This window comes from Ilyomonas limi, assembly GCF_005233845.1.
Taxonomy (GTDB): Bacteria; Bacteroidota; Bacteroidia; order Chitinophagales; family Chitinophagaceae; genus Ilyomonas; species Ilyomonas limi.
Genome location: NZ_SZQL01000006.1, coordinates 55,749 through 71,953 on the forward strand (window position 1 = coordinate 55,749; position 16,205 = coordinate 71,953).

General features: G+C 39.4%; 14 protein-coding genes. 4 read left to right on the forward strand and 10 right to left on the reverse strand.

Annotated elements, in window-relative coordinates:
• Nucleotides 1–10 precede the first annotated feature (10 nt).
• Nucleotides 11–295: a hypothetical protein gene (locus FC093_RS09145; RefSeq protein WP_137261471.1), complete on the reverse strand. Its 285-nt coding sequence runs from the start codon at nucleotides 293–295 to the stop codon at nucleotides 11–13.
• 90 nt (nucleotides 296–385) lie between these two features.
• Between FC093_RS09145 and rpoN the strand changes: the two genes are divergently transcribed.
• The 4 genes from rpoN (at nucleotide 386) to FC093_RS09165 (ending at nucleotide 6,183) form a co-directional block, all read left to right on the forward strand.
• A complete protein-coding gene (rpoN, locus tag FC093_RS09150) occupies nucleotides 386–1,879 on the forward strand; it encodes an RNA polymerase factor sigma-54 (RefSeq protein ID WP_137261472.1) in 1,494 nt (497 codons plus the stop codon).
• Nucleotides 1,880–2,027: 148 nt separating this feature from the next.
• Complete coding sequence (locus tag FC093_RS09155) at nucleotides 2,028–2,687, forward strand: hypothetical protein (protein WP_137261473.1); 660 nt, start codon at nucleotides 2,028–2,030, stop codon at nucleotides 2,685–2,687.
• A 517-nt stretch (nucleotides 2,688–3,204) separates the two neighbouring features.
• Nucleotides 3,205–4,533, forward strand: coding sequence for a cation:proton antiporter (locus FC093_RS09160; protein ID WP_137261474.1), 1,329 nt, complete (start codon nucleotides 3,205–3,207; stop codon nucleotides 4,531–4,533).
• Between the two features lie 315 nt (nucleotides 4,534–4,848).
• Complete coding sequence (locus tag FC093_RS09165; RefSeq protein ID WP_137261475.1) at nucleotides 4,849–6,183, forward strand: cation:proton antiporter; 1,335 nt, start codon at nucleotides 4,849–4,851, stop codon at nucleotides 6,181–6,183.
• Nucleotides 6,184–6,292: 109 nt separating this feature from the next.
• On the opposite strand, the gene FC093_RS09170 is transcribed toward FC093_RS09165, so the two are convergent.
• The 9 genes from FC093_RS09170 to FC093_RS09210 form a co-directional block, all read right to left on the reverse strand.
• Nucleotides 6,293–7,489 (reverse strand): hypothetical protein, encoded by a 1,197-nt coding sequence (locus FC093_RS09170; RefSeq protein ID WP_137261476.1) that lies wholly within the window; start codon nucleotides 7,487–7,489, stop codon nucleotides 6,293–6,295.
• 189 nt (nucleotides 7,490–7,678) lie between these two features.
• On the reverse strand, nucleotides 7,679–8,338 hold the full coding sequence (locus tag FC093_RS09175) for a CBS domain-containing protein (protein WP_137261477.1): 660 nt from the start codon (nucleotides 8,336–8,338) through the stop codon (nucleotides 7,679–7,681).
• A 29-nt stretch (nucleotides 8,339–8,367) separates the two neighbouring features.
• Complete coding sequence (locus tag FC093_RS09180; protein ID WP_137261478.1) at nucleotides 8,368–9,147, reverse strand: alpha/beta fold hydrolase; 780 nt, start codon at nucleotides 9,145–9,147, stop codon at nucleotides 8,368–8,370.
• 89 nt (nucleotides 9,148–9,236) lie between these two features.
• Nucleotides 9,237–9,773, reverse strand: coding sequence for a CvpA family protein (locus tag FC093_RS09185; protein ID WP_137261479.1), 537 nt, complete (start codon nucleotides 9,771–9,773; stop codon nucleotides 9,237–9,239).
• Between the two features lie 94 nt (nucleotides 9,774–9,867).
• Complete coding sequence (locus FC093_RS09190; protein WP_137261480.1) at nucleotides 9,868–10,323, reverse strand: GatB/YqeY domain-containing protein; 456 nt, start codon at nucleotides 10,321–10,323, stop codon at nucleotides 9,868–9,870.
• Between the two features lie 248 nt (nucleotides 10,324–10,571).
• The gene (gldC, locus tag FC093_RS09195) at nucleotides 10,572–10,925 is read right to left on the reverse strand and encodes a gliding motility protein GldC (RefSeq protein ID WP_137261481.1); all 354 of its coding nucleotides are present in this window, start codon (nucleotides 10,923–10,925) and stop codon (nucleotides 10,572–10,574) included.
• Nucleotides 10,926–11,251: 326 nt separating this feature from the next.
• Nucleotides 11,252–12,325, reverse strand: coding sequence for a glycosyltransferase (locus FC093_RS09200; protein WP_170971038.1), 1,074 nt, complete (start codon nucleotides 12,323–12,325; stop codon nucleotides 11,252–11,254).
• A 152-nt stretch (nucleotides 12,326–12,477) separates the two neighbouring features.
• Entirely contained in the window at nucleotides 12,478–15,258 is a 2,781-nt protein-coding gene (locus tag FC093_RS09205; protein ID WP_137261483.1) for a T9SS type B sorting domain-containing protein, read from the reverse strand.
• A gap of 144 nt (nucleotides 15,259–15,402) precedes the next feature.
• Nucleotides 15,403–16,182 carry a nucleotidyltransferase family protein gene (locus FC093_RS09210; protein WP_137261484.1) on the reverse strand — a complete coding sequence of 260 codons (780 nt, stop codon included), beginning with the start codon at nucleotides 16,180–16,182 and terminating at the stop codon, nucleotides 15,403–15,405.
• Nucleotides 16,183–16,205 lie beyond the last annotated feature (23 nt).

Genomic DNA, 16,205 nt, shown 5'->3' on the forward strand with positions numbered 1-16,205 from the left:
GAAACTAGTATTACCTGTTTTTCCCTTCCATTTTATCGCAATATTCCACGCTGCCAAGGCGAAAGCGAAAAGGTATTTTAGTCCACTTTTCCAGTTTGTATTCTTTATCACAAAAGAAGGACAAATACTGTGTTGATAAGTTTGCAGGGAATGTTGCAGGCAGTGTAATAACAGGCCTTGCAGGTGTTGGTGCGAAGATTAACTTTTTGTTAATTATACTATCTTCATTTCGTTGCGCCTGTACTGAAATAGCTGTAAAAAAAGGTAGTAAAAATAGCACTGGTATTTTCAACATCTTACTAAGAATTGCTTGTATATTTAGCGGAGACAGTTAGCTTTGCAAAAATCGTACTAATATTTTTTAAGACAAGATTTAAAGAGGTAAATGGCACTAAGTCAAACATTACAACAGAAGCTATTACAGAAGCTATCGCCACAGCAAATTCAGTTGATGAAGCTGTTGCAGATACCTACCGCTAACCTGGAAGAACGCATAAAAGAAGAACTGGAGGAAAACCCGGCGCTTGAAGTAAATAACGAGGATCATGAAGATGGTATGGGCGAGGACATACAGGATGAATTTACTTCGGCTGCTGAAGAAGATGAATATGACGTAGATGGCAGTGAGGACGAGTATGAGAACCTTGACATCAGTGATTATGTATCGGATAGCGATGATGAAGTAGCTGACTATAAATTGCGGGATGATAACTACCCTGAATCGGACGATAAGAAAACGATGCCTTTCAAAATTGAAAGTAGTTTTCATGAAACCTTACTCGACCAATTGGGTATGTTATCGCTGGATGAAAAAAGCTTTAAAATAGCCGAACATATTGTGGGCAGCATTGACGACGATGGCTACCTGCGCCGCGATTTATCTTCTATTTGCGATGACCTTGCTTTCAGGCAAAACATCATTACAGATGAGGAGCATATAGAAGCCATCATTAAAAAAATACAACTCTTTGATCCGCCGGGCATTTGCGCGCGCGACCTGCAGGAGTGTTTGCTGCTACAACTAAACAGGCAGTTAAGCGATGGACGCGATGTGCATTTAGCCATTCAGGTATTGGATAAATACTTTGAAGAATTTACTAAAAAGCACTACGAAAAAATACAGCGCGGCTTAAACCTGAGCGATGAAGACCTGAAACAGGTCATTAATACCATCATCCGGCTCAATCCAAAGCCGGGTGGTAATGTGGGGGAGATAAACAAAGCTGAAAGCTATATAGTTCCCGACTTTTTCATACTGAATAATGCCGGTAAACTGGAGTTAACGCTGAATGCCAAAAACGCACCCGACCTGCACATCAGCGAAGGTTACCGCGATATGCTGAAGGAATATGATAAAGGGGCAAAAAAAGACAAGCGGCAAAAGGAAGCGGTATTGTTCATCAAGCAAAAAATTGATAGCGCCAAGTGGTTTATAGATATGATTAAGCAGCGGCAGCATACCTTGCTTAGCACGATGGACGCTATTATGAACTACCAGAAAGATTTCTTCCTTACAGGTGATGAAACCATGCTCAAACCAATGATTTTGAAGGATATTGCTGAAATAACCGGTCTGGATATTTCTACGGTGAGCCGTGTAGCCAACAGTAAATTTGTACAAACAGAATTTGGCACTTACCGTTTGAAATTTTTCTTCAGCGAATCTTTGAGTACCGACAGCGGCGAAGAAGTGAGCACCCGCGAAGTAAAAAAGATATTAAGCAATCTTATTGAAGGTGAAGACAAGCACAAGCCATTGAGCGACGAACGCTTAACTGAATTATTGCAGGAAAAAGGCTATAATATTGCACGCCGCACCGTTGCTAAATATCGCGAGCAGCTTAATATTCCGGTAGCAAGATTAAGAAAAGAATTATAAGCTTTTTGAACTACAAAGTCTCCAAGATTACAGAGGTGTACAAAGGTAATTTCAATAGTTTATAATGAATATCCTTATGTCTTTCATACGTCAGTCTGCAATGCAGGTCTGTGATTAAAAAACACGCGATTATACACATCAATTCAGAATGGAAGAACTTACTGTTACAAAGCACCTTTACCCCGAGCCATACTTCAGAATACCGGCAAAAATTATATCTGTTTTGCTGCACCCGCTGTTTATTCCTACGTATGTTTTCTTCTGGTTAACTATCAGGTTTCCAATGGAGTTTCAGGGAATTACCCCTTTTTTGATGCTCATGCGAAAAATTAATGTGTTTTGGATGACGGCTTTTTTCCCGGCTTTTGCAGTCTTTTTGATGTGGCGTTTAAAGTTTATTAATAATGTAATGCTGCGCACACAGCGGGAACGTATTGCGCCTTACATCATCACCATGATTTTCTATTGGTGGATGTGGTATCTCAGCCGCAGCTTCACCGATCAGCCCGAAGTACTGCGATTCTTTTATTTTGGCATTTTTCTCACTACCATTATCGGTTTAACAGCCAATAACTTTACTAAAATAAGTATGCACGCCATGGGCGTTGCGGGCGCATTTATGTTTGTGGTGCTTACATGCCTGTATTACCAGCAATTTTTGGGTGCCGACCTTACCGCAATTACGCTGCTGGCAGGCATTGCCTGTACCGCACGCCTGCTGTTGCATGAACATAGTGGCGGCGAAATAACTTTAGGTTTTATTACCGGTGCGCTTTGCCAATTGGTAGCGTATAAACTAATGATGTAAGGTTATTGCTGCAGAAGCCCTGCATTTGTAAACCAATTATTTTCAGCTATCAGCTTCTTTCGTTACTTACTATATTAATATAGCAAAGAATTAATTTATCACGCACCTGCTGTATGTGCCGTTAATGATCAAAGATGTTTTTGTGATACCAATAAAAGCATCTTTTAATTATTGCATTCAAGTGCAAAGGAAAATGCCTCGGCGCATAGGTGGTGTTTCTACTTGTTTACAATTTACACTTATTTATTTAATGCTGTTCTTATAAGCAATTGCGCTGTTTTCAGAAGCAGTAAAACTCTGTTGCCGTTTATCTGAAATTTATTAGATTTTATAGAATTGCTCTTTTAATAACGAGTATCTATTTTTTATATGTGCTGATTTTCAAGTAATTATATCTTATTTCTACATCTCAAACAAATATTTTTAAATTTAATTTCTATAAAGTTGATAGGAATTGTAAATATTACCTATTTTTGACTTGCTCAAATAAATTCAGTACACAATAACCAAGATATCCATGGTATCAAAACTCAACTCTCCTGAGGTGCTCCATTTTTTAATTATTGTCAGTGTCGTACTCATTTCTGCCCGTATACTGGGCGAAATCTGCCGCAAGTTTAAACAGCCGGTGGTAGTTGGTGAAATCCTCGCTGGTATTATTATCGGGCCGTCTTTGTTAGGCTCTGTTTTCCCCGATCTGTTTAAAGATATCTTTTTAAGCGAACCTCGTGCGTACGGTGCATTTGACGGACTTGCCAATTTAGGAGTAATACTGTTGATGTTTGTAGCAGGCATAGAAGTAGATTTAAAACAAATACGCAGGCAAGGCAAGCAGGCAGCTTCTATTAGTTTAATGGGTATTGCCTTTCCATTTGCCTTAGGTTTTACTGCTATCTGGTTTTTCCACGATTATATTTTTCCGGTTGCTTCTACCGACCGTCTTATTCCTTCATTATTTTTTGGTACTGCATTGTCTATCACTGCTTTATCGGTAATAGTGAAAGTGTTGATAGATTTAAATATCATCAAAACAAAAGTAGGAGGACTGGTAATTACGGCTGCCATGGTGGATGATTTTTTGGGCTGGATTCTGTTTTCTATTATCATAAAAATGATGGACCCAACCAAAAGCGACGGCTCTGCTACTTCTATAGCTGTGGTTCTGGCTTTTGCCTTGTTTATGGTAACTATTGGACGTTGGGCAATAGACAAGCTGCTATGGCTGGCAAAAAAGTATATTTCCGGTTCCGGTGGTATGATAACAGTAAGTTGCTGCCTCTGCTTTTTAGGAGCCGTATTTACTGAGTACCTGGGTATCCGTGGTGTATTTGGTGCCTTTTTAATGGGTATTGCCGTAGGCGATTCCAAACACTTTTCCGATAGTACACAAAATGTATTACAGCAATTTGTAGTGTATATTATTTCGCCGCTGTTTTTTGCATCTGTTGGGCTTCGTGTAAACTTTGCAACCCACTTCGATCTTACTGTTGTAAGCATCATTTTAGGTATTGCATGTATTGCTAAGATTGTGGGTGCAGGTATTGGTGCACGTGCCAGCGGACTGAAGAAGAATGAATCATTGGCTGTTGCTTTTGGCATGAATGCCAGAGGTTCGCAGGAGATTGTATTGGGTATGGTAGCTTTGCAGGTAAAAATTATTGATGAAAGGATCTTTGTTGGATTGGTGGTAATGACAATGGTTACGATACTAATAGCTGGTCCGCTAATGAAGTATTATCTGAAGCTGCATTTGGAAAATAGCAAAGAGCAGAATGCTGAGGTGGACATTCCTGTTAGTAGCCGTATTGTAGAATTCAACGACGCAGTGAAACCAGCATCTGTTTAAGATTATTCATCACCGATATTAGTTTTTAATGAGCAGGCATTTTGCCTGCTTTTTATTTAATCAAGGTGGCTAATTGCTCATATGATGATTGTTCCTCCTGTACTGTAATAATCAAACAGGCTTATGCTGATTGAAAGCAATTAACAAGACTTACGAAGCTTTTCAATATAGTCATTTGCATCTGCTGCAACTACTGTTGTAAAGCCAATACAAATTACTATAAAATTTAATTTCTACAAATTTGGTAGGAATAGTAAATATTCCCTACTTTTGACCTGCTCAAACGAATTTCAATATACCAAAAACCTCCAGCCCATGGTTTCAAAACTTAGCTCTATTGAAGTTTTGCATTTCCTTGTTATTGTAAGCGTTGTATTAATTACTGCCCGTGTGTTAGGAGAGATCTGCCGCAAGTTTAAGCAACCAGTTGTAGTTGGTGAAATCCTGGCCGGTATAATCATCGGACCATCATTATTAGGTACCTTTTTTCCTGATGTGTTCAATAATATTTTCCTCAGCGAGCCGCGTGCATACGGCGCTTTTGATGGCTTAGCCAATTTGGGCATTATATTGCTGATGTTTGTAGCAGGTATAGAGGTAGATTTAAAACAAATACGCAGCCAGGGCAAGCAAGCCACTTCTATCAGTATTACGAGCATAGCCCTTCCGTTTGCAATGGGCTTTGGGGCAGTTTGGTTTTTCCACGATTATATCTTTCCTGTACCTTCTAACGATCGGTTAATCCCATCACTTTTCTTTGGCACAGCGCTTTCTATCACTGCATTATCAGTAATTGTAAAAGTACTCATTGACCTGAATATTATTAAAACCAAAGTTGGCAGCCTGGTAGTTACAGCCGCCATGGTGAACGACTTTTTGGGCTGGGTGCTGTTTTCTATAATCATAAAGATGATGGATCCAGGCAAGGGTGACGGTTCAACAGTGTCTATATTGGTAGTGTTGCTTTTCGCACTCTTCATGGTGACGGGCGGGCGTTGGCTGATAGACAAGCTGCTTGGCTTAACTAAAAAGCATATTTCCGGGCCTGGTGGTATTATTACCGTAAGCTGCTGTCTGTGCTTTTTGGGTGCTGTAATTACTGAGTACCTGGGTATCCGTGGTGTATTTGGTGCCTTTTTAATGGGTATTGCCGTAGGCGATTCCAAACACTTTTCTGATAGTACACAAAACGTACTGCACCAGTTTGTGATGTATATTATTTCACCACTATTTTTTGCGTCGGTTGGGCTTCGTGTAAACTTCGCCACCAATTTCGATCTTACTGTTGTAAGCATTATTGTAGGCATTGCAAGCATTGCCAAAATTGTGGGTGCAGGTATTGGTGCACGTGCCAGCGGACTGAAGAAGAATGAATCGCTGGCTATTGCTTTTGGCATGAATGCAAGAGGCTCGCAAGAGATTGTGCTTGGTATTGTAGCCTTGCAGGTAAAAATCATTGATGAAAGGATATTCGTTGGATTGGTGGTAATGACAGTGTTAACAGTATTGATAGCCGGTCCGTTGATGAAATATTACTTGGAGAAGCATTTGGCTGAAAGTAAAGAGCCAGCCGAAGTAGATATTCCCATCTCCACACGTATATTAGAACAACCAGAAGTGGTGACAACACCTGTAACTATTAAAGGTTAGTTAATGCAATAACACTAATCTAAAAAGCAGGCGTAAAGTCTGCTTTTGCTTTTTATTATAGAGGATGATGTAAAAAGAGATACTTGCTAAAATTTACAACCCTTTTCCTTTATTGCTCAAAATACGCCAGCGTGCCACCCACCCATTCTTTGTCTTTGTTGTAGCGTACGCCAATCATTTTGCCTTTACTAAGGCGCGCCAAATTATTGGTAGCTACTGGTCTGGGTGCACCCTCTTTCCAGAAATAAAAAATGCGTATCTCCGCTTTGGATGGTACATCAGGCGTTTGTATTACATCGGCATATTTTACTTTGCGTTGCAGTACCCAGTTGTGCGGGTCTTTTACATTATCAATGTCTTCCTTGGTTACATCAATTACTACGCCTTGTCCGGCAAAAGAAAATAAGGGCTTTAGTACATAATTATTTAAGTCTGTTGGCACTTGTTTTACATCGCTCAAAAACTTGGTTTCGGGTACATACGGATGGTGAATAAAAGGCAGTGTAAACTTACTGATACGGTAAAACCAGGATGGATGCGGCACCCATTCCACATCCACATCTTCAAACAATATCTTGCCTTTTTGCTGCATTTCGGACGATTGCTGCTGCAAATCGTCAAAGATGATGCGGTTGTAAATGCGTTTTACTTCTATCTTTTTATTATTTTTCAGGTAGTATAATTTGTTGCCTTCTTTTATCAAATCCATCAAGTCAACAACAGGTATGTGCAGGTAATGGTGTGTGCTGTAAAAATCTATTCTGGTTTTTTGTTCATGTGGTAAAATTTCTAATAAAATAACATTCTCGGGGTTGTAATCTTTTACAATAATGTCTTTTAATAATTGCAAATAAGTTTCTTTATTAAAGCCATTCAGGTAGCTGGAGTAATTTTCTGGTATCTGCAAATATTTACGTGCCATTTCATCCTGGTACACCTGAAAAGCAAACAGGGTAGGGAAGCCCTGCATTTCTATTAGTTGCGGTTCCAACTCGCCTTTGCTATTCTCACATACGCCAAAATCAAATGCTATAAAATGACTATGTTCATTCTCATTGGGTACTCTTACATCATACGGAATGGCACGTGTAGTAAGCATTTTGAAGTTGAAGCCGGTAATAACATCCACAATGCTTTCGCAGGCATCCAGCATTTTTTTGGTAAATGCTTTATCTACAAAAATGGGGGTTTCTGCTACGCGAAATTGTAAAGCATCGGGATACACAGACGCTAAAGCATGAATATATTGTTGATAGGCTTCGGGAGAGAAATGCATATTGTAAGCCGAACGCACCGCTGGAACCATAGTGTCATTTTTAGTTAGGTTTTAAAGGTAAGAAAGAATAAAGAATCAGGAAGCAAGGGGAAGAAACGAGATATAAGGAGCAAGAATCAAATTGGAAGTAATACAGGATTATAAAGCATATAGCCCGCGGATGTATCCATGAGAAAGAGGGGAATAAAATACGATAAAAAGTAAACTAAAAATGCATAATTATATCCGCAAATATGCCATCAGCAAATCATAGTTTTCTTTGAGTTCATTTTCGTAGGCTTCTTCGCCAAAATAATAGCGAATTATGTAATCATACCGCTGCAATGTGGCAAGAATATCAGCTATTTCAGTTTTATTAATTTTGATAGTAACGATAAACAATCCGGTACCTACTTCCGTATAAGTATTCAATTGTGTGATACTGGCATTGTTGGTTTCTACAAGGCGCGACAACTCGCCAATAGAATAGCTGCTGCGTTCCATTTCCATTACTATAATGGCACCGGGTTCTTCTACATTTTGAAAAGCAGCAGCTACATGCAACAGTTCGGTTTGTGTGAGCACCCCTTGTACTTCCTGCTCGGGAGTAACCACCGGCAGTATAGTTAAATCGTTGGCGGCAGCTATTTTGAGTGCTGATAAAAAATGTTCTGTTGGCTGTACAGATAAATGGAGCAACGGCAATTCAAGCGAAGCTATAGTAGCTGCGTTGTCTTCATCAAGCAAATCATCTTTTGTTATAACACCGGTATATTTATCATTATTTGTTACAGGCAGGTGCTGCACTTCGTAGTCATCCATAAACTGCAGTGCCAGCGATACTTTATCAAATAAATGAACTACCGGATAGTTGGCTATCGTACATTGGCTTACAAGCATTGATTCAATTTTTAGCAAGACAAAAAAATCTACGCCAGTGTTGCAGCAGGTTGTTTCAATTTTTCGAGAAATGCATCCAAAATGACATTAAACTCTTCCGGTCTTTCCATCATGGGTGCATGTCCGCATTTATCAATAAAGTGCAGCTCACTGTGAGGGATGAGCTTTTTAAACTCCTCTGCAACAAATGGCGGAGTTACTGTATCATTCTTTCCCCAGATTAAGAGTGTGGGTTGCTGTATCTGGTTTAATTCGTGGCCTAAATTATTTCGTATGGCGCTTTTTGCAAGTGCAATGATCTTGATAACCTTCAGGCGGTTATTCGTTATTTCAAACACTTCATTTACCAGTTCATCAGTAGCTATAGCGGGGTCATAAAAAGTAAGCTGTGTTTTGTGGCGGATATATTCTTTGTCTCCGCGCTTTGGATAAGTATCGCCCATTCCACTCTCAAACAAACCGGAACTGCCGGTAAGTATTAGCGATTTGATGCGCTGCGGGTTTTTTAAAATGTATACCAGTGCTACATGCCCGCCCAGCGAATTGCCTAATAAATGAATATTGTTGTAGTTACGCGTTTCTATAAACCGGCTGATAAATTTTGCTAAACCACCTACCGTTGTGTGAAATATATCCAGATCAAAAAGCGGCAGGATAGGAACGACTACCTTATAACGGTCCCTGAAGTGATCTATCAAATGCTGAAAATTGCTGAGTGCACCAAACAGGCCATGCAACAGCAGCAGCGGCTCGCCATTGCCTTCTTCAATAAACTTGAATTTTTCCTGTTGTTTTATGTTATACGTCATGTGATTCTTAGTCTTATCTGCATTAAGCCTCAGCTATTCAAATATAATTGATGCTGCTAAAGTAACTGTTTTGCTTTTAACAACATTATTCATGCAGCTTTTTTAGCAATGTTATCAAAGAAATGTTCCAGGTACTGAAACATATTCTTGAAGGCCGGAATAAGCATAGCAAACACCTGGATAGCTGCTGGTCCCCATGGTTGTATAAAGCTGTAGCAATAGGATGCTGCAACTGCATCTTGCCCTATTATATTTATCTGTTTTGCATAAAACAATACTACACTCAGCAAGATAGTGTATAATACAGCATACAATATAATGCCAGCCGCTTTGTTGATAAAACCCAGCATTACTATTTGCAATGCTTTTTGAATGAGCAATCCGCAAAGGCGCACCAGCCATGCCACAACTACCATTACCAATACAAAAGCTAATACCGGCAAAAAGCGTGCACTAACATTAATGTTGGTGCCCAGCCAGCCGGCAACCACTACCGATAACTTAAGTGCTGCTGCCAAACCAATAATTACCGCAAAAAAGGAAAAGACAGCTATAATAAAGCCGTTGCGGAAGCCTTTAAACACAGCCAATGCCAGCAAACCGAGGTATATAATGTCAATGATCATAAGCGTGAAAAGCGAGAAGGGAGATTTGATTCAATGCTTTTTTATTTGTGGTGTTTAAAGTTACTATATCATTTCACTTCTCACTCTTTACCGCTCACTTATTTGCCAACAATTCCTTTACCGCAGCAGATATAGCTTTGCCATCTGCTTTTCCTGCTAATTGCTTTGTAGCTATAGCCATTACTTTGCCCATTTCGTTGGGTGTGCTGGCCCCAATATCATCTATAATGGTCATCAGCACTTCTCTCAGTTCTTCTCTAGATAATTGTTTTGGTAAAAAACGTTCAATTACTGCCAGTTCTTGCTCTTCTTTCTGTGCAAGATCGTGACGGTTTTGTTGTTGAAATATTTCCAGCGAATCGCGGCGTTGCTTTACCATGCGTTGCAACAGTTTGATTTCTGTATCTGTTGATATTTGCCCATTAGCGCCAGGTTCTGTTTTGGCTTTAATAATCTCTGCCTTTATAGCTCGCAGGCTGCGCAGGGCAGCTTCATCTTTAGCTTTCATGGCATCTTTCATTTCATTCATTACATTGGCTTCTAAGCTCATGGTATTGTCTTTTATATTTCATTAATTGTTTAAACATGAATTAAGCGAATTACGCGAATTTTTTGAAATACGGATGACATGGATTAAACACGGATTGCTTTTGGATAAGGATGATACTGATGATGAAATCTCCTGCCCGATTGGCGTCAGTAAGGCAGGGATAAAACTGATTATTTTAACCAGTTGTTTAATCTCCATAATAAACAACCCTTGCAAATCTGTGAATAAATATCTATGTCAGGCGTATGCTATTGTTTTCCTTTCATTTCCTTTGCCTGCAAATCTCTGAACTTAGCATAAAAGTTTTTAGCAAAGTTCTTTATATCGTTGCTCAATTCTTTGTGTTGTGTAGCGCGGCTGTATGTATCTGCCATAGTAGAAAATGTTTGATAAAAAAAATCACTCATTTCATCTACCATCATGTCCTTTGTCCACAGGTCTATGCGCAGGGCCGATTTATCGGCACTGTCCCAAAAGGCGATCATCATAGCTTTGGCAATTTGTGCAGTTTCGGCACTGCTGTCGGTAGCACGCCAGGCTATTTTTTCCGGAACTTTATTTTCATCTAAATGTACGTCTATGGTAATGGTAGATGTAGGCATAATGTATAGCTATAAAATATAATGGTGCAAAAGTAATTATTAATGAACACTAATTGTTTAAACACAAATGATATGGATTAAAGCATGGATTGTTCATACACAAAATGTTCAAATATAAATTACACGTATTGCCCGAATTTTTTGGCACAGGATAACATGCATGAACAGGATTTTGTTTTACAGAATTAAGGATGCAGTTTTTATCAGTTTAATTCTCACCTGACTGACACCAGCCGGGCTGGAGATTTATTCGTCAGTATCATCCTTATCCAAAGAGGTCTATGTCATCCTTGTCAGCAGATATTCAGGTGTGTGCTATTCTCTTTTTACAGTATAATAGTTTGCAGCACCTGCATTGCATTTTGTTTAGAAAATTCGGCTGACCGCAAAGCACAATTTTCTATTAGCTTGCTGCGTTGGTTTTCATCTTTGTACATCAATATCATTTGCTGTGTCAGCTCTACATAATTGTCTGCTGTGGCAGTAAGTGCTGCCCCGGAAGCATATTCTTTTATACTTGCAGTTTCAAACGTAATTGCCGGCGTGTGGCATTGCATAGCTTGCAACAAAGGCAGCAAATCGTTATCATTTTTGGGCAAGTGGATACAGGCATACGCGCCCGCAAGCAACTTTACTTTTTCTTCTTCAGCCAGTTTATTATATACCAATACATCCTCGCGGTATTTATAGGTGTTCCACTTTTCTTCCCAATCATCCCGGGGCACATACAATTTGCCGGTAATGACGAGCTTCATGCTGCTTTGCTGCCATTTTTTAAAACCGGAAAAAGCCTTTAGTAGTTTTAAAATGACATCTAAGCTTTTGAAGTGATTGGATATTACAAAATACTCGCGTCCTTCGGTATAATCAATTTTTACCTGTTGTTTCATACTCCAGGTGATGGGCTGAAATTTAGCTCCTGCAAAGAAAGGTACCATATGTACAATGTTGGTAAAGCCTTTATCGGCAATTGCCTGCTTTGCAAAAAGAGAATAGGTGAGTAGGAAAATTTTGGAATAGCTTACCTTTTTTACCGCAGGCAAGCCTTCTATATCATCTGCTATCAATAGTTGCGGTATTCTTTTTTGTTTTACATGCGAAACAACGTGCTGGATAAGCAGTTCGGTTTTATACTTTTTAATAAAAGAGGTAAGTTTTTGTCGTTGTAAAAACCTATTAAAAAAAGAGGTGGAAGTAGTTGTTACAAAGATGATCGAATTGTTCCCTGCTGCTGAAACATTTTTGAACTTATCTGCAAATTGGATGTCGAATCCCTTACTTCGTCCTATCTCCTCGAGCAACGCATAAACAGAAGCCGTATAACTGCTTTTGTGTTTATTATTCTTTAAGACTACAATGCGCATAGCTAATACTAAAATGAATATTATTACTGTTTTCAACAGTTTTTTGTTTAACCACAAAGTATCAAAGAACAGAGAGGTGCACAAAATATCTGAAGATACATCCATCTTCTTTGCGCAACTTCTTTGCTTACTGTCTTCGTGTTTAAACAAACAGAAATGAATACCGGGTAAAGATACATGCAAGCGGCTTACCGGATGATGGTAATGCTGCCCGATTGCGTAGTATTTCCCTGACGTGTGTGCATCCGGATTATATAGAGATATGTGTCGGCAGGCAGGGGCTGGTTATTCATAGTGCCATTCCAGGGTGTTGGATAACCTCTGGAATAAAACACACGGTTGCCCCAGCGGTTATATATTTCCACCGTGCTGTTGGCATAGCCTTCAATATTAAAGATACGCCAGGTATCATTAAGCCCATCTCCATTGGGGGTAAAGGCACTGGGTATCCTGAGTTTTTGTTGTATTTTAACGGTAGTAGTAGCGGTAGCTTTGCAAAATCCGTCGGCAGCGAAAGCTGTGATGCTGTACGTAACATCGGCGCTTGCCGATGCAACGGGATTGGGAGTAATGGTACTGCTGAGGTAAGTGTCCGGCGCCCATTTGTAACTATTGATATTGCCTTTGTAAGTAGGGCTTAACCGCAGTGTATCACCTGCCAAGACATATAAAACCGGTGGCAGGTTTATCTCCGGTGTTTCATAAATATGTACTATCTGGGTAGCTGTATCGGTGCAACCATGTTTACTTTTGGCAACCAGCTTTACTTCGTAATCACCGCTATCAGTAAACTGTTTAACCACGTTAGGTGCAATGCCTATTGTTTTATCGGGCAGAAAACTCCATTTCCATCCTGTTAACTCATCGTTTTGAATGGTGGCGGTACTATTAAAAAGTACATCTTGTTTATCGCAGAATGCGCCTGATACTTCAAAGGAAGCCACAGGAGAATGATATAAACCCACCCTTTGCATAGTATCGGCATAGCAGCCTACATCATTAATGGAGCGCAATTGTATATTGTACTCACCATAATCATTAAAATGGTGCAGCGGGTCTTGTTCGTTTGAAGTTTTTCCATCATTAAAATCCCACTGCCATTGCACCAATTTGCTGTTGCCATACGAAATTGAATTGTCATTGAGTTGTATAGCATTGTTAATGCAACTATCATAAGCTGTGTATATCTGTGCAATTGGCTTTTGAATGACGTCAATCAAAAAACTAAATTCCTTTTTTACAATACATCCTTTTTTATCAGGGAAATAGCCGGTCAACTGCACGGGTATTTGTTCTACTGTATTGTATTGATACATTTCAGGAAGGTAATACCTGTAAAAGGTAGTATTAATGCTGTCAACATAATAACTGGTATCAGGGTGCGGGTCTGTAAGCCACACTTCATTATTGGGCAGCAAATGATTATTATTATTGAAATGGCAATAGAGGCTTAACAGCTTTGTTTCTACATCAAAATAAAACCTGAACGGAGTGGCTGTGCACGTGGTGGTGGTGGTTATTGATTTATACGGATTATGTACGCCCAAATAGCCATCTATATGCTTGGTAGAATAGCCGCCATTGTAACCATAACTCACTAGCTTGCCATAACCATAAGCATAGGTACTAAAGCCTGAATCGCACACCAACACATGCCGCCCTGGTGATACCGGAATTCGGGCAATTGCAAAATTCGGATTGCGGTTATATACTGTAAATACTTCGGGCATGGAGTGTCCATCCAGCTTAAAAGAGTCCACATCATTTGCCTTCATTACCACATTGATAAAATGCGATTCAATCCCTTCGTGTCTGGTAGAATGGATAATAGTACTGGTAATACCACTGCCATTTGGTGATAAATAAATCATTTCGGGATCACCTGTTTCTTCTCCGGCAGCTTCATTGCCGCACTGCCCGGCACTGGTAATGTATTGCGCCACTGCTATCAAACTATCCGAGCGAATAGTAGATATTTTATCAGTTTTAAACTCGTAAAAGCGGTTGTTGATAATATTGGTAAGCTGTCTGCCATTTACATATACTTTTTGCTGAGGGTTCAATACAATTGCCCGGTACCGGTTAGTTTCCATATTTACAGTTGGCACTGCAATAAAATTTCTGCCCCAGTTGTCTATGCAAGGCACCTGCTGAAAAAGATTGTCGGATGTGTTACTGGTGGTTTCTTTACATACAATGTTTGTAGCCGTAGAGCCGCTAAATACAACCACTTTCTTACAAATATCATTGTTATGCTGAACAAGGGTTCTGATGTAAGTGCCTGATAGGTCGGTACCGTGATAAAGGCCGTTTTTGTATTCCAAATCGGCTCCAAATAAGGTAAGCACTTCCCCTTTATTTAGTGTTTGAAAAAAAGGCATGCCAGCAGGATGCCCAAGCGTATTAGCAGCAGGCGTTACTTCTATTTCCGTGCTGTCTTCGGTAGCAATTATAAAACAATAAGAGCGTCCGTTGGGATTAAGCGATTCCTGAGTATAACCCAATGTATAATATTCCTGCCCCGAAATATTAACCGGTATAAGCAAAGAAGTTGCAGAAGATTTTTCGTCGTAAATATGGCAATAAACCGCTATCAGGTCCTCACTGGTAATATGGATGCCTTTGTTTGAAACGCCTTCCTGCAGCAGGCGTATATCCCTTTCACCCATCTTTGGCATTTCATCACTCTCTGTAGTTCTGCCGGCAGTTACCTTATATGTTCTTTTCCAGCCTATAGCCGGAATTTCTACTGTTACAGTAGTGGCTTTATTGCATAAAAAATAAAAAATCATTTTTTGAGAACCACCATTAGTATAAGTACTGCCATCGGCTTTATACATACTGGCATGGGCACCATAAGCTGCCCAAAATTCCACCCCCTTTGTAGTGAAATTCTGTGCTTTTGCTATGTTGAAACAGCATATACATGCAGCAATGAAAATTAAAGTTTTGGCCAGGTTCACAAACATACAATATTGGATTTTTATCCAACCTTAATAGTAAAGCAGCAATTAGGTTTACATATAATTTCTTTCAAACACACTTCCAAGGTACACTTTTATTATCAATTATTATACCTTTTTTTTATATATACTTTCAACGCAAAGTTACTGCTATTTAAAAAGATTTTCGGCAATGGTTAAGCTTTCAGGCTTACCCACATCAATAAATAAGTAATCATCGTGTTTAAATGCTTGTATAACAGAGTTGTTAGCAAATTTCAAATAAACATCTATAATAGAAAATTTACCCTCAAAAGATTGTAAATAATCCAGAAAACAGTTACTGATAATGTGAATGCCACTAAATGCTTGTTGGGTATAATTCTCCGCAGGTCGGGCCATTTTTACTTGGCCGGTATTTATATTTTGCCAACCACACAATATGTCATTATCATCAAATAACAAATACCGCGAAGAATTTCTGTTGCAGGTGGCTACGGTTGCCAATGGGTGCTGCTGCATATGCTGTACTATCATTTTATCCAGCGGCATATCTGTAAGCACATCGGCATTCATCAATACAAAGTAGTTGCTGTCTTTAAAATAGGGCGTTGCATATTTCAGCCCGCCACCGGTCTCCAGCACCTGCGCTTCGTACGAAATAGTTACATTGCTGCCCCAGCCCTTATTTGCCACAATAGCTTCCTCTATTTGCGATGCAAAATGGTGAGTATTGACTATAATATTAAAAATACCGTATTGTTGTAAATATTCAATATTGCGCTGCAATAAACTCTTACCATTAATAATAGCCAACGCTTTGGGATGTGAATTTGTAAAAGGTTTTAAGCGTGTGCCTAAGCCGGCAGCGAGTATCATTGCTCTGATGCCGTTACTCTCTTTCCCCAATGAGGAATGTTGAAAATGATTTGATACGAAGTTTGATTTCATGGGCACGTATGTAAATATTTTTT